Origin of the sequence: Proteus genomosp. 6 (genome assembly GCF_040139785.1) — a bacterium.
In the GTDB taxonomy this organism is placed as follows: Bacteria; Pseudomonadota; Gammaproteobacteria; order Enterobacterales; family Enterobacteriaceae; genus Proteus.
In genome coordinates this window covers 140802-163768 of sequence record NZ_JBEEVJ010000001.1, presented here as the reverse complement: position 1 = coordinate 163768, position 22967 = coordinate 140802, and the positions used below count along the sequence as shown (strand labels likewise).

The 22967-nt window shown below is 40.2% G+C and carries 23 protein-coding genes and 1 other RNA gene; 13 read left to right on the top strand and 11 right to left on the bottom strand.

The window, feature by feature from the left end:
• Positions 1–62: 62 nt before the first annotated feature.
• Together ABN212_RS00775 and ABN212_RS00770 are read left to right on the top strand one after the other, a co-directional pair.
• The gene (locus tag ABN212_RS00775) at positions 63–1772 is read left to right on the top strand and encodes an ABC transporter ATP-binding protein/permease (RefSeq protein WP_349442714.1); all 1710 of its coding nucleotides are present in this window, start codon (positions 63–65) and stop codon (positions 1770–1772) included.
• Entirely contained in the window at positions 1762–4560 is a 2799-nt protein-coding gene (locus ABN212_RS00770) for a M16 family metallopeptidase (RefSeq protein WP_349442712.1), read from the top strand. Before ABN212_RS00775 ends, ABN212_RS00770 begins: the two co-directional genes overlap by 11 nt.
• Before the next feature lie 139 nt (positions 4561–4699).
• Here the strand turns inward: ABN212_RS00770 and ABN212_RS00765 are convergent, their stop codons facing one another.
• Positions 4700–5116 carry a DoxX family protein gene (locus ABN212_RS00765; protein ID WP_198619294.1) on the bottom strand — a complete coding sequence of 139 codons (417 nt, stop codon included), beginning with the start codon at positions 5114–5116 and terminating at the stop codon, positions 4700–4702.
• 270 nt (positions 5117–5386) lie between these two features.
• Between ABN212_RS00765 and ABN212_RS00760 the strand changes: the two genes are divergently transcribed.
• On the top strand, positions 5387–7405 hold the full coding sequence (locus ABN212_RS00760) for an FAD-dependent oxidoreductase (protein WP_198619293.1): 2019 nt from the start codon (positions 5387–5389) through the stop codon (positions 7403–7405).
• Positions 7406–7510: 105 nt separating this feature from the next.
• Here ABN212_RS00760 and sstT read toward each other — a convergent pair whose 3' ends face one another.
• Entirely contained in the window at positions 7511–8764 is a 1254-nt protein-coding gene (gene sstT / locus ABN212_RS00755) for a serine/threonine transporter SstT (protein ID WP_109371891.1), read from the bottom strand.
• 713 nt (positions 8765–9477) lie between these two features.
• Between sstT and ABN212_RS00750 the strand changes: the two genes are divergently transcribed.
• The 5 genes from ABN212_RS00750 to ABN212_RS00730 all read left to right on the top strand — a co-directional run bounded on the left by ABN212_RS00750 (position 9478) and on the right by ABN212_RS00730 (position 11989).
• Positions 9478–10137: a DedA family protein gene (locus tag ABN212_RS00750; RefSeq protein WP_109371893.1), complete on the top strand. Its 660-nt coding sequence runs from the start codon at positions 9478–9480 to the stop codon at positions 10135–10137.
• Positions 10138–10404: 267 nt separating this feature from the next.
• Positions 10405–10710, top strand: coding sequence for a DUF883 family protein (locus ABN212_RS00745; RefSeq protein ID WP_098941181.1), 306 nt, complete (start codon positions 10405–10407; stop codon positions 10708–10710).
• 6 nt (positions 10711–10716) lie between these two features.
• The gene (locus tag ABN212_RS00740) at positions 10717–11127 is read left to right on the top strand and encodes a phage holin family protein (RefSeq protein WP_160229968.1); all 411 of its coding nucleotides are present in this window, start codon (positions 10717–10719) and stop codon (positions 11125–11127) included.
• On the top strand, positions 11108–11413 hold the full coding sequence (locus ABN212_RS00735; protein WP_232797544.1) for a YqjK-like family protein: 306 nt from the start codon (positions 11108–11110) through the stop codon (positions 11411–11413). The genes ABN212_RS00740 and ABN212_RS00735 overlap by 20 nt, the downstream gene beginning before the upstream one ends.
• A gap of 183 nt (positions 11414–11596) precedes the next feature.
• Positions 11597–11989, top strand: a complete 393-nt coding sequence (locus ABN212_RS00730; protein WP_023580968.1) for a DoxX family protein — start codon at positions 11597–11599, stop codon at positions 11987–11989.
• Positions 11990–12074: 85 nt separating this feature from the next.
• On the opposite strand, the gene ABN212_RS00725 is transcribed toward ABN212_RS00730, so the two are convergent.
• Entirely contained in the window at positions 12075–12977 is a 903-nt protein-coding gene (locus tag ABN212_RS00725) for a LysR family transcriptional regulator (protein WP_023582840.1), read from the bottom strand.
• Positions 12978–13090: 113 nt separating this feature from the next.
• On the opposite strand from ABN212_RS00725, the gene ABN212_RS00720 reads away from it, so the two are divergent.
• Complete coding sequence (locus ABN212_RS00720; protein ID WP_198619292.1) at positions 13091–13795, top strand: pirin family protein; 705 nt, start codon at positions 13091–13093, stop codon at positions 13793–13795.
• A gap of 67 nt (positions 13796–13862) precedes the next feature.
• On the opposite strand, the gene rnpB is transcribed toward ABN212_RS00720, so the two are convergent.
• Positions 13863–14238: RNase P RNA component class A (gene rnpB, locus ABN212_RS00715), an RNA gene on the bottom strand.
• A gap of 60 nt (positions 14239–14298) precedes the next feature.
• Positions 14299–15177, bottom strand: a complete 879-nt coding sequence (rsmI, locus tag ABN212_RS00710; RefSeq protein WP_023582842.1) for a 16S rRNA (cytidine(1402)-2'-O)-methyltransferase — start codon at positions 15175–15177, stop codon at positions 14299–14301.
• A 61-nt stretch (positions 15178–15238) separates the two neighbouring features.
• Here rsmI and ABN212_RS00705 point away from each other — a divergent pair, with 61 nt between their 5' ends.
• From ABN212_RS00705 to dolP, 4 genes are all read left to right on the top strand, one after another.
• A complete protein-coding gene (locus tag ABN212_RS00705; RefSeq protein ID WP_349442710.1) occupies positions 15239–16996 on the top strand; it encodes a penicillin-binding protein activator in 1758 nt (585 codons plus the stop codon).
• 80 nt (positions 16997–17076) lie between these two features.
• Complete coding sequence (locus ABN212_RS00700) at positions 17077–17454, top strand: YraN family protein (protein ID WP_349442709.1); 378 nt, start codon at positions 17077–17079, stop codon at positions 17452–17454.
• A 22-nt stretch (positions 17455–17476) separates the two neighbouring features.
• Complete coding sequence (gene diaA / locus ABN212_RS00695; RefSeq protein ID WP_004245257.1) at positions 17477–18067, top strand: DnaA initiator-associating protein DiaA; 591 nt, start codon at positions 17477–17479, stop codon at positions 18065–18067.
• 9 nt (positions 18068–18076) lie between these two features.
• Complete coding sequence (gene dolP, locus ABN212_RS00690) at positions 18077–18655, top strand: division/outer membrane stress-associated lipid-binding lipoprotein (RefSeq protein WP_023582845.1); 579 nt, start codon at positions 18077–18079, stop codon at positions 18653–18655.
• A 113-nt stretch (positions 18656–18768) separates the two neighbouring features.
• Here the strand turns inward: dolP and ureG are convergent, their stop codons facing one another.
• From ureG to ABN212_RS00660, 6 genes are read right to left on the bottom strand one after another with little or no spacing between them, the layout of a single operon-like run.
• Complete coding sequence (ureG, locus tag ABN212_RS00685; RefSeq protein WP_006535303.1) at positions 18769–19386, bottom strand: urease accessory protein UreG; 618 nt, start codon at positions 19384–19386, stop codon at positions 18769–18771.
• A 9-nt stretch (positions 19387–19395) separates the two neighbouring features.
• Positions 19396–20061, bottom strand: a complete 666-nt coding sequence (locus ABN212_RS00680) for an urease accessory protein UreF (RefSeq protein ID WP_198619289.1) — start codon at positions 20059–20061, stop codon at positions 19396–19398.
• Between the two features lie 24 nt (positions 20062–20085).
• Positions 20086–20586 (bottom strand): urease accessory protein UreE, encoded by a 501-nt coding sequence (gene ureE, locus ABN212_RS00675; protein WP_196573643.1) that lies wholly within the window; start codon positions 20584–20586, stop codon positions 20086–20088.
• Positions 20587–20612: 26 nt separating this feature from the next.
• Positions 20613–22316 (bottom strand): urease subunit alpha, encoded by a 1704-nt coding sequence (ureC, locus tag ABN212_RS00670; protein ID WP_109371909.1) that lies wholly within the window; start codon positions 22314–22316, stop codon positions 20613–20615.
• Positions 22313–22639: an urease subunit beta gene (locus tag ABN212_RS00665; RefSeq protein ID WP_069368686.1), complete on the bottom strand. Its 327-nt coding sequence runs from the start codon at positions 22637–22639 to the stop codon at positions 22313–22315. Before ABN212_RS00665 ends, ureC begins: the two co-directional genes overlap by 4 nt.
• Before the next feature lie 8 nt (positions 22640–22647).
• Positions 22648–22950: an urease subunit gamma gene (locus tag ABN212_RS00660; protein WP_198619288.1), complete on the bottom strand. Its 303-nt coding sequence runs from the start codon at positions 22948–22950 to the stop codon at positions 22648–22650.
• Positions 22951–22967 lie beyond the last annotated feature (17 nt).

Here is a 22967-nt window from a genome sequence, read left to right as displayed (position 1 = left end):
AAATTGACGAAGTTAATGTGAGCAACCTAGTCGATAAACAATAAAAATATGACCAATAAGCAATGAAAACAATAAAACAATTTTTCTATTTAGTTTCACCTTTTTGGGGGCGGCGTGCCGCCCTTTACTGCTGGTTTCTGTTGATTGTCTCATTAACCTTAACCCTGTCATCGGTTTGGTTTAACGTCAAAATGAATGAATGGAATGGCAGTTTCTATAACGCATTACAACAACTTGACGGACAAGCGTTATACAAGCTCCTTCAACAATTTATCATTATTATTGCGGGATTAATTACTGTGGTAGTAATGGGCGATTTTTTACGCCAAAAAATGGTCATTCGCTGGCGAGAAGGCATGACTGAACAAGTGCTTGATCGCTGGTTATCAAAAAACAGTAAACACTATATGTTAAGACTCACTTCTCAAGAGCCTGATAACCCAGATCAGCGTATTGCAGAAGATATTCGTTTACTGATCGAATCAACAATGCGTTTAACCGTGACATTTTTGCACTCGTTACTCACGCTTATCTCTTTTGCCACCATTCTTTGGTCACTGTCTGGCGCTATCTCTTTCACATTAGGTGGTAGCGAGTGGACAATTCCTGGCTATATGTTCTGGGCTTGTATTGTGTATACCATTATTGGGATCACTATTACGCAGTTTATTGGTTCGCCACTGCGTAAAATTAATATGGATAAACAGCGCAAAGAAGCTGATTACCGTGCTGCTCTCATCACCCGTAAACAACATGGCGATGCAATTGCAGGCCAACGTGGTGAAATCAGTGATCGTAATGAATTAATGGGCCGTTTTTTAGGGGTTATTCATAACTGGAATAACCTTATCCGCTACGAAAGAAATCTTGCATTCTTCACTGTGGGCTACCAACAAGCTACTGCAATGGCGCCAATTATTTTTGCCTTACCTAAATTCCTTGCTGGCGAATTAATGCTAGGGGGATTAATGCAGTTGAGACAAGCATTCTCTAGCGTTGCGGGTGCATTAAGCTGGTTTATTTTCTCCTATAAAGAGATTGCTGCATGGCAAGCAACGGTGACGCGTCTTTACAATTTCGTGGTGCTTTTAGAGCACGATCATGAGCCAGAAGTCACTGATTTAAATGATAAACAGATTAAGTTGAAAGCCAATCTTTCTCTATTTATGCAAGATAACAGCCTGTTAATCCAAGATATTAACTTCTCTGTAAAAGCGGGTGAATTAACCGTTATCGAAGGTTGTTCTGGTTTAGGTAAATCAACACTGCTTAGAGCATTAAGTGGACATTGGCCTTATTTCAAAGGGGAAATTCAACGCTCACCAAATGTGTGTTGGATCCCACAACGTATGTATCTACCTTTTGCGCGTTTAGATAGTTTGCTCGCTTATCCTTATCAGCCTAATCAATTCTCCGCCAAAGAGTACGAAGAAGCGCTTCATTTGGTGGGCTTAGATAAAATAAAAAATCAACTTTCACTGGAAACTGATTGGACAACACGCCTATCAGGTGGTGAGCAACAACGCCTTATTTTTGCCCGTTTATTACTCAATAAACCAGAGCTTATTTTACTAGATGAAACCACATCAGCACTTGATGAACAAAATGCATTAAGCATGTTGAAGTTGCTAAAACAACATCTGCCAACTGCGGGTATTGCCTTAGTCAGCCACCAGCGCTTTACACATGTGATTGCAGATAATGTGCTTTCATTAAAAGCCTCTACCGTATCCTCCTCTCAACCTGCTGGAGCTACCGAATATGTATCGTAATTTACTGATTGTTTCAGTCAGTCTTTCACTTTTAGGGTGTGCTGCAAGCACCCCTAATCAAAATGACAAAAATACGCTATCTCTGCGCCCTGATGTTCGCCATTTTACATTAGATAATGGTTTAGACGTCTACTTACTGCAACGCCAACAAACTGGCGTTGAAATGCGTCTATTAGTGAAAAGCGGTTCGGTGCAAGAAGATGAAAAGCAACTTGGTTTTTCACACTTTACCGAACATATGGCGTTTAAAGGCACCACACACTTTCCGGGTACAACGGGCTTTAAACAACTTGAAAGCCTAGGCATGAAATTAGGTAGCCACGTTAATGCAGCAACTAGTTTAAATGCAACTACCTATAAATTGTCATTGCCGAATGCAAATCCCATCCAAATTAAAACAGGGCTAAAAATCTTATCAGATTGGGCATTTGAAATGACATTTGACCCTATTGAGTTTGATAAAGAGCGCCCTGTTATTGTTGAAGAATGGCGTTTACGTCAGGGGATTGGTTTTCGAATTAACCGCCAGTTAGAAGAATTGCGTTATTACGGTAGCCGTTATCTGGATCGTGATCCTATTGGTGATTTAGACATCGTTAAATATGGCGATGTAAAAGATGCGAAACGTTATTATGATGCTTGGTATCAACCAGAAAGAATGGCTTTAGTGCTGGTGGGTAACTTTAATCAAGGCGATGCAATCGCAGATATTAAACAACTGTTTAACGCTAAAAATAGCGAGAACAAAGGGATTGACGACCCATCTTGGCACAACTTTATCGATCATAAAGATTTACTCGTTAAGACTATTTTCGATAAAGAACAAGGCTCACGTATTTTGCAATTTACCTTGCAACGTACTTTGCCTGCACCTTTAAATAGCCGCCAAGGTCAATATGAAGACCTAATGGATTCATTATGGCTATCGATTTTAAATCAACGCTTCTCAACTATCGTCGATAATGGCTTGATTGCGTCCATTAGCGCTAATGCGCAAGGCGCAATGTTAGACTCTCGCCGCTCACAGCAATTGATGATTGCGCACCCTAAAGGTAATGATTACCAAGGCGCATTAGATATCTTATTTACCGAAGTTCAACGCCTAGCCTCTGTTCCGGTAACTCAAGAAGAATTAGATAATGCTCGAAATGCGATGTTAAAGCGTCTAAGTCAACAAGCAGCGGGCGAAGAACGTTACGAGCACGATTATTTAGCCAATCAAATTACCACTGCGATCGAATTGGAGATGCCAATTCAAACAAAAAAACAGGCATTAAATTTAAGCTATCAACTCATCAATAAAGTGACACCTGAAACACTAGAACACTATTTTGCTCAATACCTAAAACAAGCATCACCACGAGTGGCGGTTATTGGCCCTGATAGTGATGCCAATGTATTTAGTGCAACTAAAGCAGCACAACGCTGGCAAGAAATTAGACAATCAAATCCAGGTGCATTTACGTTAAAAACACAAGCCGTTGTGTTAGATATCAAACCTGAACAAACAGGCTCCATTGTTTCAACGCAATCACTGCCGATTGAAAAAACACAAGAGTGGACACTGAGCAATAACGTAAAAGTGATTGTGAAAAATGACAGTTATCTTAAAGATAATATTCAAGTTTCACTGCGTATTCCGGGTGGTTCATCCCTTGAAACCAATCAAAGCTTAGGCATGGTGCAATGGGCATTAAAATTACCTGAAGTCAGTGGATATGGTCATTATAACGCTCGCGAATTAGCGTTATTTACCAAACAACACCAAATTAGTTTACGCCCTTACAGTGAACTATTATTCCACGGTTTCCGTGGTGAAGCGCCCATTGATGAATTGGAAACTTTACTCACGTTAATGCACTTAAAAATCACGTCACCGCAATTTAATGGCGAGAAATTAGAGCAACAAAAACAAGCGATGGCATTAGGCATTTCAAAAACGCCTGTTGAACGCACGTTCTTAGATAATATCAATAAAGAAAGTTATCAAAATGGCGATCGTTTAGTGGTTTCTCCTCAAGGTGCTTGGAAGCAGTTTACTGCCCAACAATTACAGCAAACCAACCAAATGATTTTAGGGCAACCTGCTGATATGACGTTAGTTATCAGTGGTCCCGTGAACCTTAATCAAGTTAAACCGTTAATTGAGCGCTGGATTGCGAGTCTGCCAACACGTTCAGAGCAACGCTTATTTTGGGCAGATCCCGCTATTAATCCTAAACTCACCTCGTTTAGCAAAACATATCCTATTGCAAGTAGTGATAAGAGCATGATTAGCATTCAATATGCAGCGCCTGCTCAATGGTCACAGCAACAAGTATTAGCGCTAAATTTACTCGATACGGTGATCAGCCAACGCTTAAGACTTAATCTACGTGAACGTGCTGGAGGAATTTACTCTCTTGGTTTCTCTGAAATGTTAACGAAAGTCCCTACAAGCTACTATACTGGCCGTTTAAACTTTACGGCATCACCTGAGCGTGCAGATGAATTAATTACTCTTGCTCGTAAAGTCGTGAATGAAGTTAAACAGTCAGGCATTACAGATAAAGAGTTACAAGAGGCTAAAAATATCTGGCTAACTGAAAATTCACAGGTAAATGACAGTGCAAGCTATTGGACAGATGCCCTTGCACAAGTTGCAACTGATGACCAGCAGTATCAGCGTTTACTTACTGACCCTGCCATTATAAAAACATTAAGTGTTAACGATATAAACCAAGTAGCTCGTCAGTGGCTAGGCGAAAATGAAAAAGTATTTAAATTAACGCCACCAAATCAAAAATAAAAACGACTTTAGTTTATAAACGATAATTAACTACGTTGTCGAAAACAAAACGCCCAGTTCAAGATAAAACTGGGCGTTCATTCATCAATTTTAATCAAGTTATAAAGATAACATTCAAATTTATTGATTATTAAATTTATTAATCTTTTTTAACAGCGAAACGACCGCTACCTAAAAACATGACAGCAATTGCCGCAAATAAATAGAAGCCCGCGCTTTCTGGTGCCCATCCCCCTGTTTTAGGGTTTAGTGCAAATAAATCACCTGAGTGCACCATCAGTACAGCAACAAACATTGTACCCGCTAAAACCAGCGCTGAAGCACGAGTAAATAAACCAATAATCAATAGAATAGGCGCAACAACTTCTCCAATCACTGTGCCATAAGCAATAAATGCAGGTAGATTAGCATTAGCCAACATTCCCTGAATACCTGCTAATCCACCCGGTTCCATTTTATGAAGTCCATGTAATAACATTAAAACGCCAAGAGAAACACGTAATACCAATTTACCCAAGTCAGAACAGTCAACAAGTTGATTAAATTTATTAATCATAACGTCTCCAAATTCAAAATAGTGAAGTGTGTTTTTAATACGTATTAATAGGTACACTACATTATATGATGAAATATTATGAATGAGTGTGATTTTTATTATCACTATTTGTTCTCATTAACTAATCACTTAGATTATTATTGATTTATAGCCCGCCATTCACCTTTTCCATGATTAAGATCACAACTTATTAACATAATAAACTCTTAATCACTCACTTCTCGTTATGCTAATAGATATCTCATCTGACCAGTATAAAAAGGGTATCTGATGGCACATTATTCTCATCTATTTTCGCCTCTTGATTTAGGGTTTACCGTACTTAAAAACCGTATTCTTATGGGCTCTATGCATACTGGACTTGAAGAAAATCCGAATGATGCCCCAAAACTTGCACAGTTTTATGCCCAAAGAGCCGCGGCAGGTGTTGCACTAATAGTGACTGGAGGGATCTCTCCCAATAAACAAGGCGTGTTATTGCCACACGCTGCAACATTGATGTCTGAAAGCCAACTGGCAACTCATCAACTTGTTACTGATGCGGTTCATCAACAAGACGGTAAAATTGCATTACAGATATTGCATACAGGCCGTTATAGCTACCAACCTAATTTAGTTGCACCTTCAGCTATTCAATCGCCAATCACCCCGTTTATGCCAAAAGCCATGAGTCATGAACAAATCGAACAAACCATCAATGATTACATTCATTGTGCTCAATTGGCTCAAAAGGCAGGTTATGATGGTGTTGAGATAATGGGATCGGAAGGCTATTTAATTAATCAGTTTTTAGTCAGACAGACTAATCAGCGAGACGATCAGTGGGGAGGAAATATCGAAAATCGTTGTCGCTTTGCTTTACGTATTCTTGAAGGCATTAAGAAAGCCGTGGGTGAGGCGTTTATTATTATTTACCGCCTTTCTATGTTGGATTTAATCAAAGATGGCGCAGAGGCATCAGAGGTACTTTATCTTGCCAAAGCCATTGAAAAAGCGGGCGCTACAATGATTAATACAGGGATCGGTTGGCATGAAGCGCGAATTCCGACCATTGCCACGATGGTACCAAGAGGCCAATTTGCGAATGTCACACGCGAATTAATGGGAAAGGTGAATATCCCACTGATTACATCAAACCGAATTAACACACCACAAACCGCAGAAGCTATTTTAGCTGAAGGCTGTGCTGATATGGTTTCAATGGCTCGCCCTTTCCTTGCTGATCCTGAGTTTGTGCTTAAAGCACAACAGGGGCGCGAAGATGAAATCAATACTTGTATTGCTTGCAATCAGGCATGCCTTGATGAAATATTTTCAGGTCAAACCGCCTCTTGTTTAGTTAATCCCTTTGCTTGTCAAGAAACCGAACTTCTGGTTATTCCAACTCAACAACCTAAAAAACTGGCTGTTGTTGGTGCGGGACCCGCGGGATTATCTTTTGCGGTAACCGCCGCGAAACGAGGCCATCATGTCACACTGTTTGAAAAAGAAGATGTGATTGGTGGTCAACTTAATATCGCCAGTCAAATTCCGGGGAAAGAAGAATTTCAAGAGACATTACGTTACTTCAAACGACAATTACAACTCACGGGAGTCATTGTTAAAAATAATACCGAAGCCACTCCTGAACATCTTGAAAACTTTGATGAGGTGATTTTAGCAAGTGGCGTTAAACCTCATATTCCTGAGATTGAAGGACTTGATGATCCCATTGTGAAATCTTATCTCGACGTTCTTAAATACCACCAGCCAGTAGGTAAAAATGTCGTGATCATGGGGAGTGGCGGAATTGGCTTTGATACCAGCCTTTATCTCACGCAAAAAGGGCAATGTAGTAGCCTAAGTCCTTGCGCCTTTAATAAAGAGTGGGGTATTGATCCGACACTTTCTTATCGTGGTGGCATAAAACCCGCAAATCATTCAAAAGACGATACTAAACACATTGTTATGACACAGCGTAAAGCAGGGAAAATAGGTTTAAGCTTAGGTAAAACAACGGGATGGATACATCGTTTAACGCTAGAGAAAAAAGGCGTTAAATTTTTAACCCATTGCAACTATCAAAGGATCACACCAGAAGGTCTCATTATTGAACAGGATGGAAAGCAACAGCTTATCCCTGCTGATAATATTATATTGTGTACAGGGCAACGTGCTTATCACCCATTACTTACGCCTTTAGAAAAAGAAAACAAAACAGTTCATCTTATTGGTGGAGCAAAAGATGCCAGTGCATTAGATGCAAAACGCGCTATTAGGCAAGGCACAGAACTCGCCCTTGAAATTTAATCAATTAAGGTTAGCAAGACAAAAAGAAACCCCACAAAATGTGGGGTTCTATTTTTTTATTAATTATTATTTTTACTACTCTTCCTGTCTTACTACTTACCCTTTTTACCCATTATTTTTTTCAGTTAATGGATTTTCTGAAATACGATTATCTTCAGCGATACAAACTGTTGCAGTAAACAGAACGTCAGTTGATGAGTTCAGTGCGGTTTCAGCTGAATCTTGTAACACTCCGATCATCACGCCCACAGCAACCACTTGCATAGCGATATCATTGCTAATACCAAACATGCTACAAGCCAGTGGAATTAACAGTAAAGAACCACCTGCAACACCTGATGCACCACACGCACAAATCGCAGCAACAAGACTTAACAATAACGCAGTTGGAATATCGACTGGCATACCCAGTGTATTAACCGCAGCTAATGTCAAAATAGTGATAGTGATTGCAGCACCACCCATATTAATGGTTGCACCTAATGGAATTGAAACAGAATAAGTATCTTCGTTTAAATTCATACGACGACACATTGCCATATTCACTGGAATATTTGCAGCTGAGCTACGTGTAAAGAAGGCAGTTACACCACTTTCACGCAAACATGCCCACACTAATGGATATGGATTACTACGGATTTTCCAAAATACGATCAGTGGATTCACGACTAAAGCAACGAACAACATACAGCCAATCAATACAGCAAGAACTTGTAAGTAACCTGCTAAGACTTCAAAGCCAGTTGTTGCAATCGTTGATGACACTAAGCCGAAAATACCGATAGGCGCTAAACGAATAACAACACGCACTAAGTTAGTTACTGCGTCAGCTAAATCTTGCGTTAAGGCTTTAGTAGTATCACTTGCGTGGCGTAATGCTAAACCAAGCCCGATAGACCACGCTAAAATGCCCATATAGTTACCATTGATAAGCGCATCAACAGGGTTTGCAACCACATTAATTAATACGCCTTTAAGAACTTCAGCAATATTTTCAGGTGGTGACAATTGTGATTCGTTAACAACTAGCGTTAAAACTGATGGGAACATAAAGCTGGCAACAACTGCGGTTAACGCAGCAAAGAACGTTGCTAACAGATATAAAATTAATACAGGACGAATATTAGATTTTTGCCCTTGACGGTGGTTTGCAATTGAAGCCATAACCAGCACCCAAACTAAGATAGGGGCAACAGCTTTTAATGCACTAATAAACAGAGTACCTAACAGGCTCATCATTTTGGCAGCTTCTGGCGCTAACCAAGCAAGTAAGATCCCTGCGACTAATCCCACGAGAATTTGTTTAACGAGACTTCCCTGAAAGAACAGGCTGAAGACTCTGGATTGTTGTTTATCCATAGCTATTCCATTACTTAAAATAATATTTAAAAAAGGCATTTTTGAGTGTTTGCAATGCCAGTATAAGGAATTGAATCGCGCTGAAAAGCTGATTATGCAAAATATACAGCATTAACCATTTTTGTTAACAATAAAATAACACAACTGTGATCATAATAGGATTTTGTTCTTTTTAATAGACCAACATGAAATGAAAGAAATTATTATTATCAGTAAGTTATACCTAGTCACCTTACTTATTTTTTATTTTGTTTCTCTTCTTTTAGATTTTCTTAATCAATTAATAGTCTTTTTTATTAACATTATCGCTAACAATTATTCTCTCTAGCCCTTCTTGATTTGAATAAATAATAAACAAGATAATGCTTTATTTTTGCACAATTAATATTAAAAACTTATCTTTTATGAACGCTATAAAATAGAGAACACCTCTTGGTATTATCCCTCATCTTAAGCTTTTCTTTTTTAAAAGCGCCTATTCTGAACTCAAAAAGAGATTAGATGTCTATTTTTCGAGATCCAATATCCATGTATAAATAGTGTCGTCATCCAGTTAAAAAATTTTCTGTCTAGTTTTTCATGATTTTGTTAGAGTGTTGCTGTTTTAAACAATGAAAAATAGACCCTATGAAGTAGAAAACGGGTAAATAGATTACAACACCTATTGATTCTATATTTACCCCCAAATGACTCAGTTTTAGGAAGCCTTTTATATGGAAATCGTAAGAGAGCTATTCTTGGCGCTATGGCACCAAGATTACGAAACCTTAGCTAATCCTTCATTAATATGGATTATCTACATTTTATTATTCACCATACTATTCCTAGAAAACGGAGTATTGCCCGCAGCTTTCTTACCAGGAGATAGCTTATTAATTTTAGTGGGCGTGTTAATTGCTAAAGATACAATGGATTTTCCATTAACCTTACTTATTTTGACTGCAGGCGCGAGCCTAGGCTGTTGGTTGGGCTATCTTCAAGGGCGATGGCTTGGAAATACTAAATTAGTACGCAGTTGGCTATCGCATCTGCCAGAACATTACCACCAACGTGCTCATGGGCTTTTTCATCGTCATGGCTTAGCCGCACTGTTAATTGGACGTTTTTTAGCCTTCGTGAGAACACTGTTGCCAACAATTGCAGGTCTTGCTGGATTAAACAACACGCGCTTTCAAATCTTCAATTGGTTAAGTGGGCTTTTATGGGTTGGTATACTGACCACGTTAGGTTACTTATTAGGTAATAGCCCGCTCTTTCGCCAATATGAACACCATTTAATGAATATCCTTATGCTATTACCAGTTTGCCTATTAGTTATGGGATTAATTGGTAGTATCTGGGTTGTGATTAAAAAGAAAAAGAAAGTGAGCTAAAGCGCTGCTTTTTCTAATAATATCAAGATATTCTGAATACGATATAGAGTCATAAAACTCATACTTAAAGCCTGTTTCAGATAACTGAACAGGCTTTTATTTTATGGGTGACCTCTTCTTTTTTTATCTCAAGCAATACAGTAAATATTCCCGTTTAATTAAGACTTTTCTCTTTTTTACCTCGTTACATCAATATTTAATTTTATTAAGAGATAAAATTGGTCTATGGTTATAAGTATTAACCTGTCACTATTAAAGGAGTTAATTATGTCTCATCAACGTTCAAATGAAGATCTGCGTAGTGAATTGAAATCTCTTGCTGATACTCTAGAAGAAGTGCTGAACTCCTCTGCTGATAAATCCAAAGAAGAAATCCAAAGCTTACGCGCAAAAGCTGAATCGGCAATCAAAGGTTCTCGTGCAAAATTGAGCGATGCCGGTCGTGAAATTGTCGATAACACCAAAGAAATTGCAGGCAAAGCAGACAACTATGTTCGTGAAAATCCGTGGACAGGTGTCGGCATTGGTGCTGCAGTTGGTGTTGTTCTTGGTGTTCTTCTAGCTAAACGCTAATCACCCATGAGTGATACGCAAAGACCACAGGGCCCCGCATCTGGGGTTCTGAATTCTCTCAGTAAGATTGGCGCTATCATGATAGGCATGGTTGAAACACGCCTAAACTTGATTGCCGTTGAGCTAGAAGAAGAAAAAACCACGCTTATCCAGCTTATTTTAATGGCTGGTGTTACTTTGTTGCTCACCGCTTTTGGCTTAATGAGCCTACTTATTCTGATTTTTTGGGTTATTCCACCTGAATATCGAGTCCATGCTTTAGCCATCACAACCGCTACTTTACTTTTTTGTGCACTGATTGGTGCCATCATGACATTAAGAAAAGCGCGAAATTCCACCTTGTTAGGCGATACTCGCCAGCAATTGGAATTAGATAAACGTCTTTTGGAGCAATATCATGATGAACAAACAAAATAAGCAGGCGATCCTCGCAAGACGTAAAAAGCTGTTGTTGAATAAAATTCAGCAACAGCGCTCTGATTTAGGGCAAAGCACGCAAACTTGGCTTGATGTGACTGAGCCTTATGATAAAGCATGGAGAATTATCATTTCGTTAAAACCCGCGCTTTTAGTGGGTGCCAGTTTTATTTCTCTTTACAGCATTAAACATCCTAAAAAAATCATACGATTAGGACAACGTGCTATCGGTGCAATTGGTTTAATTCGTACAATCCAAAAGTCCTTCAAAAAAACCTCAGATTGAACATCAATTTTTTTGTCTAAGAATGTTAATTCTTCTTAATATCCTCTTTACTCAACTCACATTATTATATATCTCACAACGTAGCCGTGGTTATTAAATCTAAAAACAGAAAAATAGCCGACGAAAATACAATACAAATCGATATACATTGCAAATAATAGAGTTTAATTAGGAATAAACATCATGAAAAAATTTGAAGATATTGCGTTATTAATTGCCCGCATTTTAATGCCAATTTTATTTATCAGCGCAGGCTACGGAAAAATTGGTGGTTACGAAGGTACACAGCAATATATGCAAGCAATGGGTGTTCCAGGTTTCTTATTACCACTGACTATTTTATTAGAATTAGGCGGTGGATTAGCAATCTTATTTGGTTTCTTAACTCGCACAACAGCAATCTTTACCGCGGTATTTACTCTTCTAACCGCACTACTGTTCCACAGTAATTTTGCTGAAGGCATGAACCAATTAATGTTTATGAAAAATATGACAATCGCAGGTGGATATTTATTACTGGTTATCACTGGTCCAGGTAAATGGAGCTTAGATCGTATTTTCAATAAAAATTGGTAATAACGAATTTAGAAACAAAAAAGATCCTCTAGGGGATCTTTTTTTGTTTTAAGCATAAAATCTAAAGATTATCTGAGCTTCAAAACTATTTTTTATTGTTCGCAAAGAGTTTAGGTATTTCACGTAAACACCACGATTTTGCTTCTCCCATGCTGTCTCTTCGCCATGCCATAATAATATTATTTTCATGGTGATATTCAGGGCCAACAACACGTAAACGCCCTTCTTTGATATCATCTTCAATTAAATCAATTGGCATCGTCGCCACACCTAAACCCGCAATTAAAGCACGGCGTTTATCTTCAATAGAACTGACCGTTAAACGGCGCTGTTTATCCAATAGCAGCACAGTTAAAACTGGGCGCTCTCTTGCGGTATCTGCAATGGCAATACCACGATATTTTAAGCGAGTTTCTTCGGCTAATGGCTCAGGTTCGTTATGGATGGGATGATCTGGGCTGGCGACATAAACGCTAGTGGTATTGTATAAAGGACGAAAGTTGATTTCTGATGAAGTGCGAAAATGCATATCAGGTGAAATCACAATATCACATTTACCGCTTTCTAAGCTTTCCCAAGCACCTGCTAAGACTTCTGTCACTAAAGAGAGTTGGGTATTGGATTTTTCAGCTAATTTATCAACCAAAGGAAAGAGTCGAGATGCAGGAGTAAGTGCTTCACAAACGATAGTGATATGAGGCTCCCAACCTCTTGCTAAGGCTTCTGCGTCTGACGTTAATTTGTCAGCAGCCTCAAGTAATATGCGTCCTCTATCAAGCAGCATTCTGCCAACATTAGTAAATTTAGTTCTATGGCCAGAACGGTCAAAAAGGACAACGTCTAAATCTTCTTCTAATTTTTGCATGGTATAACTGAGTGCCGATGGAACTCGATTTAGTTCATCAGCTGCTGCTGCAAAACTCCCTCTACGATCAATGGCATCCATCACTCGTAAAGATTCCAACGTAATTGCTTTGTCTTTACTCATTATACTTATCTCTATCAAATAATTTGATTATTGGCACCAGATTAACTTGCTAACAATAGACAGTCCATACCTCTATGATAAATATATTGATAATCTACTCGAAAAATACCGCTATGATAAAATACAGAACAGCACAACAATGTGGTAAAGCGGATTATGGTTGGCTACAAGCTCGCTACACATTTTCCTTTGGCCACTACTTTGACCCTCATTTTTTAGACTATGGCACGCTAAGAGTTCTCAACCAAGAAGTGCTTGCCCCAAATTCTGAATTTAAAGCAAAGACTTATCCTCATGTTGATGTGGTTAACTTGATCCTTCAAGGAGAAGCGACATACCTTGATAATATGGGACGTACAGTGACGGCAAAAGAAAATGAGTGCTTACTTATTTCACCGCATAATACTGATACGTATATAGAGAAAAACAGTAGCCCTGATACACCGTTAACCCGTATTCAGTTGTGGTTAAATGCGTGCCCACAACAAGAAAGTTTAGCTTCACAAAAATTGGCTTTAGATGAAAACTTAAAATATCAATTGTTAGCTTCACCTACCGGTGATGATGGCTCATTAATATTAAGGCAAACAATTTGGCTTTATCATATTCATTTGCAAGCAGGCGATGAAATTACGCTACCAATAAAAGGACAGAAAGGCTTTTTACAATCCATAAAAGGTGGCACCTATTTGCAAACATCAACACAAGAAAATGGACAAATTCAGTGTGGTGATGGAGCTTTTATCCAAGAGAGCCACAGTATCACGTTAAAAAGCTCGGCTGAGTTTCGTGGCTTGTTTATTGATATCATTTCGTGATAGTTGATTTGGATTGGCTTAAAAACAGAAAACCCTCGAAACACAATGTGAATCGAGGGTTTTTTATGAGGTGAGTTGACCGTTAAGCCGGGTTCTGTCGTGGACAACCATTCATCTAGGCCAGAACTTGCGCGCTGGCTCCAGCAACCTACCCGGGTTCAATGCGGGCCGCACCATAAGAACCCCTATTTGGTCTTGCTCCGGGTGGAGTTTACCATGCCACAAACTGTTACCAGTTGCGCGGTGCGCTCTTACCGCACCCTTTCACCCTTACCTGATCCTGTAAACAGGCCATCGGCGGTTTACTCTCTGCTGCACTTGTCGTAGGCTCGCGCCTCCCAGACGTTATCTGGCACCCTGCCCTGTGGAGCCCGGACTTTCCTCCCCTCTATCCGTCTCCCCCGAAGGGACAACGATAAAGCAGCGGTTGTCTAGTCAACTCAGGGTGCGGATTATAGGGATTTTGGTAGAAAATGTATAGCAAAAGAAGCTAAAAAATCACTTTACTCGTCTTGAGCTTCACCATTTTGCTCAATGACATGTTTATAGAGTGCATTTTTCTTCACGCCATAAATCTCAGCAGTGACTGCTGCCGCTTTTTTCAGTGGTAACTCTTTTTGTAAAATCGCAAGTGTCCGTAATACTTCTGGGGAAAAATCGTCATCAACGGGTTTTTCATAACCTTCAACAATTAATACCATTTCGCCTTTACGACGGTTTTCATCTTCAAGTACCCACTTAAGTAATTCACCAACAGGCATGCCTTGAATAGTTTCCCACGTTTTTGTGAGCTCTCTCGCTAATACTACGTAGCGATCTTCACCCCAAACTGTCACCATATCAGCTAAACTATCTAACAGTCGATGTGTTGATTCATAAAAAATCAATGTACGAGGCTCTTCTGATAATGCGCGTAAACAATCTTGACGACTTTTTGTTTTTGCTGGCAAAAATCCTTCATAACAAAAACGATCAGAAGGAAGCCCTGCCGCAGAAAGTGCCGTAATAGCAGCACAAGCGCCGGGTAATGGCACGACATTGATGCCATTCTTACGACATTGATTGACTAAATGATAGCCAGGATCGTTAATTAATGGTGTACCTGCATCAGAGACTAATGCGATACTTAGCCCCTGTTGTAATTTGCTAATTAATTGATCCGCTTTTTGCTGTTCATTATGATCATGTAACGCATACAAACGTGCGTTAATGGCAAAGTGCTGTAATAGAAGCCCTGTATGACGGGTATCTTCTGCAGCAATTAAATCGACATGAGACAGCACATCAAGTGCCCGCTGGGTGATATCGCCCAGATTACCAATAGGTGTGGGTACTATGTACAGTGTGGATGTCGTTACCGCTGCTCGATTAGGTTGATTCATTGTTTATTCCGAATGACCGATTTAAAATTGAGCATAATTATAAAACATCACTGGGTACAGTATGCTTTCCTCAATTTTTGTGCGTTTTAAAACAGGTTTATCCTATACTGCGATACTCTCTGCGTTGATTATGTCAGGTTGTACCCTGACGGGGCAACAAGAACAACCTCTCACTCCAGCTGCAAAAGCAGAAATGGAGATGAAACAATTTCAAAAAGTGATTGATGACGCTCAAGGGCTAGCATCTTTAGATGTTATTAGAGCCTATATTGGGTTAGAAACATTAATTACTGATCCTCAACTGCATCAGAAAAATATTGATGATACATGGCTCACGCTAACCAAACTCACACCAGAGCAACGCCGTGGCGTTGTTATCAAAGCAGATGAAAATACACTGCAAGGTTGGTTAGATTTACTGAATACCTATGAATACAACAAAGATGATGCTGATAAGCTATCAGCGGCAGTCAGAGAATGGCAGACTCGCTATCCTCGTAATCCAGCGGCATTAACCCTTCCAGCAGCATTATTACGTCTTTCACAACCCTCTGTGAGTACGAGTAGCCAAATCGCATTATTATTACCTTTAACAGGGCAAGCGAAAGTCTTTGGTGAAGCTATTCGCCAAGGTTTCCTTGATGCACAAAGTGGTTTACCGCAACCTCAAGCTATGCCAACAGCACCGCAAGAGCCTAAAAAAGATGACAGCCTTGCATCAATTTTAGAAGAGTTGGGCATCAATAATACAGAGACACCAGCAACAGATACGGCAAAAGAAACAACCGAAAATACGCAAGCGACTCAAGATCAAGGAAAAGAGAGCTCAACATTTTCTGGTGATACAACATTACGCTTAGATCCTATTGCACAAAACTCACGCCAAGTGATTGTTTATGATACCAATAGCCAGCCTATTGATGTTTTAATGAAAAAAGTGCAGCAAGACGGCGCTAACTTAATTGTCGGCCCGCTGCTAAAACCTGAAGTCATGAAGACGATAGAGCTTCAAAGTGGTTTACCTGTATTAGCACTCAATGAGTTAGATAATGTGCCTTCTGCAACCACGGTTTGCTTCTTCTCGCTTTCGCCAGAAGATGAAACACGTAATGCGGCACAACATTTACGTCAGCAACAAAAATCAAACCCATTAATTATTGTTCCTGATAATAAATTTGGTCAAAGAATGGCTCAAACATTTGCTGATGAGTGGCAACGCACAGGTGGTGGCACCGTTTTACAACAAACTTTTAGTTCTGTTGATAGCTTAAAAGCCTCTATTAACCGTGGTGTGGGTATTCGTATGACAGGTACGCCTGTTCTACTAACAGCTAATGCACCTTTACCATTAGAGACACAATCTATTCCATCTGCGGGTGGTGCCATTGATTCGGTTTACATCATTGCCACCAGCGATGAATTAACCTTAATTAAGCCAATGATTGATATGGCGATCAGCACCCAAAAACGTCCACCAATTTATGTTAGTTCGCGGAGTAACCAAGGTGGAACAGGCCCTGATTTCCGTATGGAGATGGATGGTATTCAATTTAGTGATATTCCATTGATGGCTGGCGCTAATTTGCCGTTAATGCAAAAAGCATCCAGCAAGTTTGCGAACGATTACTCATTAATGCGTCTTTATGCCATGGGAATTGATGCATGGTCATTAGCAAACAATTACAATGATCTGACAAAAGGCACATTACGTTTTAATGGTATTTCAGGTTCATTACGTGTTGAAAACAACTGTACTGTTTATAGAGAACTTCCTTGGATGCAGTTTAAACAAGGTAAAATTGAACCTGTGGTACAGTAATACACATATTTAGTTATCATTAAAATAAACCGCCATAAAGGCGGTTTATTTTATGAGTGAGATAAAGAAGGAAATCATGGATGATTTTTTCTAAAAACCCTTATTTTTTAGGGCTGTATTATGAGCAAAAAGTGCTAAAATATTTACGCCAACAAGGATTAATATTGATTGAGCGTAATGTCCGATATCCCTGCGGAGAAATTGATCTTATTATGCAGGAAAAGAGGACATGGGTATTTGTTGAGGTTCGTTTTAGACGTAACATCTTATTTGGTGATGCAATAAGCTCTATTACTGCCTCAAAACGACGTCGCTTGTGGCGTACAGCACAGTGTTGGTTAGCACAACGCCAAGAAAGTATCGAGACATCAGACTGTCGCTTTGATATTTGTGCATTTAATCAACGCCAGCTAATATGGTTAAAAAACATTCTCGATTATACGGAATTTATTCGTTAAATTAGATTATATAGGTCTTAACGTGCTTGATAGAATCAAAGTCTGCTTTACAGAGAGTATTCAAACTCAAATTGCAGCAGCAGAAGCATTACCAGATGCCATTTCCAGAGCCGCCATGATGATGGTTCAATCTTTGTTAAACGGCCATAAAATATTAAGCTGTGGAAACGGTAGCTCAGCAGCAACAGCACAGCGATTTGCCGCAAGCATGATCCATCGTTTTGAAACTGAGCGCCCAAGCTTGCCTGCATTATCGTTAAACACAGATAGCGTTGTGATGACTGCAATTATGGGGAATCAGCAGCACGATGAAATCTATGCAAAACAAGTGCGTGCATTAGGACAAGCTGGAGATGTGCTACTTGCTATCTCAACGCACGGTAACAGCAGAAGTATTATTAAAGCCGTTGAAGCCGCTGTTACACGAGATATGACCATTGTTGCATTAACAGGTTATGATGGCGGAGAGCTTGCTGGGTTATTAGGCCCTCAAGACGTTGAAATTCGTATTCCATCTCAACGCACCGTCAGAATACAGGAAGTTCAGATGCTAACAGTCAATTGTCTCTGTGATTTGATTGATAATACATTATTCCCACATCAGGATGACTAAGGAGTTACTATGAAATTGCTTCCTATCACTGCAGTGCTGTGTTCTGCGCTTTTACTGCAAGGTTGTATCGGCGCAGCTGTTGTCGGCACAGCCGCAGTTGCGGGTAAAACTGCAACCGATCCTCGCTCATTAGGGCAACAAGTTGACGATGGTACCTTGGAAGCTCGTGTTTCTGGTGCTCTAAACAAAAACGAACAGATCAAGAAAAGTAATTCACGTATTGTGGCGACTGCTTACCAAGGCAATATTCTGTTAACAGGTCAAAGCCCTGATATGTCTGTTGCGAATACGGCAAAACAAGTCGCAAGTCAGGTTGAAGGGGTGAATAACGTCTACAACGAAGTGCGCCAAGGTGAGCCTGTGACATTAGGCACTGCATCTTCAGATACATGGTTAACAACCAAAGTTCGCTCTCAAATTTTAGGCAGTGATTCAGTAAAATCCTCTTCTGTAAAAGTGATCACTGAAAATGGTGAAGTGTTCTTGTTTGGTATTTTAACCCGCCAAGAAGGGGCTGCTGTTGCAAAAATTGCCAGTGAAACCAAAGGGGTAGTAAAAGTCACTACCGCATTTACTTACCTTAACTGATCCCATTGCTAATATCGTTTTTAGATTATCCTGACAGTATCGGTCTTTATAATAAAATGACCGATACTATCAGTTTCTTTCTCGACTAAAACTCGCCTTTACTCAACAAGCAGTTAGCGTCTTAACATCCCTTTATCAATGATAAAATCGATAATCGTTTCCAAGCCCACTTTTTCTTTTAGATTTGTGAAAACATAAGGCTTCACAGGACGCATTCTTGCTGTGTCTGCTTCCATCACTTCTAATGATGCTCCAACATAAGGTGCTAGATCGATCTTGTTGATCACGAGTAGATCGGAATGAGTAATACCAGGGCCACCTTTACGAGGGATCTTTTCACCTTCGGCAACATCAATTACGTAAATAGTTAAATCAGCAAGCTCAGGGCTAAATGTCGCACTTAAGTTATCACCACCGCTTTCCACAAAAACGATATCAAGATTTTTGTGGCGCATAGCTAATTCTTCAACCGCCGCAAGGTTCATTGATGCGTCTTCACGAATAGCAGTATGAGGGCAACCGCCCGTTTCGACACCAATAATACGATCCGCATCTAATGCTTCAGCACGTGTTAAGATCTTGGCATCTTCTTGAGTATAAATATCGTTAGTCACAACCGCGATTTCATAAGTGTCGCGCATTGCTTTACAAAGAACTTCTAACAGTGCGGTTTTTCCTGATCCAACAGGGCCACCCACACCAATACGTAGTGGTTGATTATATTCTTGCATATAGATTTCTCATGAACGAAAAAGTCGAGTGTATTGTGTTTCATGGCGACTACTGGCAATAATTTGTGCGGGTGTAAAACTCCCAATATCTTCCGTTGCCCAATGTGCGGATTGCTCAACAATTGCAGGGATCTGCTCTGCTAATGTAAACAATATTTTCTGCCCCGCACTTTGCCCTAATGGGATCAGTTTTACGCCTGACATCACTGTATTTTCAAGCCAACCCCAAGCGTAAGCACAACATAACTTTTCAGAGGAGATATTCCATTTCACAGCAGCTAACGCAAACGCCATGAGTTGTGTCTGTTTTACACATGCTTGTAAAGTTTCATCTAACTCAATATCTAATTGAGGAAGTAAACGAGCAAAAGCGATACCTCGTTGGCGCTCTTCTTGTCTTAACTCTTTAGTTTCACGACTTGCGACAATAAAATCACACCAATATTTCACTTCACTCATTTTGGCTTGTGCCAAATTTTCTTGTAATCGCCGTAAGATAGGGAGCTCTAACGTTGCTATAGTGCTGGTCATTTGGGTACTTAACCAATCCGATAATGTTTGCGGACAACAAACCCAACCCTTTTCAATCGCCCACTCTAATCCTTGGGAATAAGTAAACGATCCCACAGGTAAAGAAGGACTGACTAATTGATATAAGCGCAGATCTGCAAGCATCAATAGGCTCCCTTATTCAAATAATTAGTGATGATGATGGTGATCGTCATGAGAGTGATGGTGATGATGACCACCTGACGATCCACCATAAGCGCCTGGCTCAGGTTGGTATTTCTCTAAACCCACCACTACATTGGCGCCTAAACCTCTCGCCATATCATCTAAAACATGATCATGAAAATAGCGACACCAACCCGCTTCGATTTGTAATGGAACATGACGATTACCTAAGTGGTAACAAACACGAGCCAATAACAGCGGATCGTCACTATACACGGTTGAAACTTGCTCTTTAGCCGCTTCAATCGTTACCAGCGTATTATCTTCTGACAGTAAGATATCGCCCTCTTTTAGCACCGTACCACGGGGCAAAAATAGCCCAGCTTCTTGCCCATCACTTAAGGTTACTTTTAAACGACTTTTGGTTCTTTCATCCATCGTTAAGCACAAAGTAAGAGCCTGTTTTTCTGAAGTTGCTATTTCAAGCGCTTTTTGTTTATCAATAAGTTGAGTAAATCTTTTCATTCTCTACATTCTCGGTAAAACGCGGATCAAAAGAGGAAATAGCGTTGTGCCATAGGTAATTGCGTTGCAGGTTCGCACACTAATGGCACACCATCCGCTTTCACAATATAGGTTTGAGGATCAAGCTCGATATGAGGCACATAACTATTGTGGATCATCGAAGCTTTAGTCACATTACGACAACCTTTAACACGACCAATTAAGCTCTTTAAGCCCAGCTTTTCAGGTACACCTGCGTCGATCCCCGCTTTCGACATAAAGATCATCGACGTTTGATATTTCGCTTTACCTAAACACGCATACATTGGACGATAATGCACAGGCTGAGGCGTTGGAATAGCCGCGTTAATATCACCCATTGGCGCATAAGCCACCATGCCACCTTTCATGATCAATGCGGGTTTCACACCAAAGAAAGCCGGATCCCATAAAACCAGATCAGCCAATTTTCCTTTTTCAATAGAACCGACTTCATGTGCAATACCATGCGCTAAAGCAGGATTAATAGTGTATTTCGCCACATAGCGTTTAATGCGATGGTTATCACTTTCAGGTGTGTCACCTTCTAATATGCCACGTTGTAATTTCATTTTGTGTGCACATTGCCAAGTACGAAGGATCACTTCACCTACGCGCCCCATTGCCTGCGAGTCCGACGACATAACAGAAATAGCGCCCATATCATGCAAAATATCTTCTGCTGCGATAGTTTCACGGCGAATACGAGATTCAGCAAAAGCCACATCTTCAGGAATAGAAGGATCAAGGTGATGGCAAACCATCAACATATCAAGATGCTCATCTACCGTGTTAATGGTATAAGGCATTGTAGGATTGGTTGAAGCGGGGAGAATATTCGGCTCTCCGACTGATTTAATTACATCGGGGGCGTGCCCCCCACCCGCGCCTTCGGTGTGGAAAACGTGGATCACACGACCAGCAATTGCTTTCACAGTTTCTTCATAGAAACCGCCTTCATTTAAGGTGTCAGAGTGAATAGCAACTTGCACATCCATTTCATCGGCAACATTAAGGCAGTTATGAATTGCCATTGGTGTTGCGCCCCAATCTTCATGAATTTTTAAACCAATAGCACCCGCTTCAATTTGCTCACGAACGGCTTCAGGTTGACTCACACAGCCTTTACCAAATAAACCAACATTAATCGGGAGTTCATCAACAGCCTCTAACATGCGGTGCATGTTCCAAATACCCGGAGTGACTGTGGTTGCATTTGTTCCAGCTACTGGTCCTGTACCACCACCAATAAACGTGGTGACACCAGACACCAAACCTTCTTGTGCTTGTTGAGGGCAGATAAAGTGAATATGCGTATCAACGCCACCTGCGGTAACAATTTTACCTTCACCAGCAACCACTTCAGTAGCAGGCCCTACAACAATATCCACATTAGGCTGTACATCAGGATTACCAGCTTTACCGATACCCACAATGCGACCATCTTTAATACCGATATCCGCTTTTACGATACCCCAATGATCTAAAATAATGGCGTTTGTAATAAGTACATCGACACATTCAGCATTGATGACTTGGCTCTGCCCCATACCATCACGAATAACTTTACCACCACCAAACTTGACTTCTTCGCCATAAGTGGTGAAGTCTTTTTCAATTTCAAGAAAAAGCTCAGTATCGGCTAATCGCAGACGGTCGCCAGTTGTTGGGCCAAACATATCTGCATAAGCTTGACGTGAGATAGTTTTCATTTTTTCTCACTCTCCAATTTACCCATCACTTTGCCATGAAAACCGTAAATTTCACGTTTTCCTGCAAAAGCCACCAATTCGACTGTGCGGCTTTGACCGGGTTCAAAACGAACCGCCATGCCCGCTGGAATATTTAAACGAAAACCCAAAGTGCCTTCTCGTTCAAATTTCAGTGCGTCATTCACTTCATAAAAATGATAATGAGAACCAACTTGCACGGGTCTATCACCATGATTGGCAACCTGTATTGTTTTTGTCTCTCGACCGGCATTAAGCTCGATATCCCCTAATGCCTGATTAACTCTAATTTCACCGGGTATCATGTTGTTACCTACACAATAGGATCGTGAATAGAAACAAGCTTTGTGCCATCAGGGAATGTGCATTCTACTTGAATGTCTTTGATCATTTCTGGCACCCCTTCCATGACTTGTTCTGCCGTCAAAACAGTACGTCCATCACTCATCAATTGGGCAACAGTTTTACCTTCGCGCGCGCCTTCCATAATGGCGCAACTGATAAGTGCAACCGCTTCAGGATAATTAAGCTTGAGCCCTTTCGCTAAACGTCTTTCAGCAACAAGACCCGCTGTAAAAAGCAGTAATTTATCTTTTTCTCTTGGTGTTAATTCCATTTCTGCTCCTAAAATTA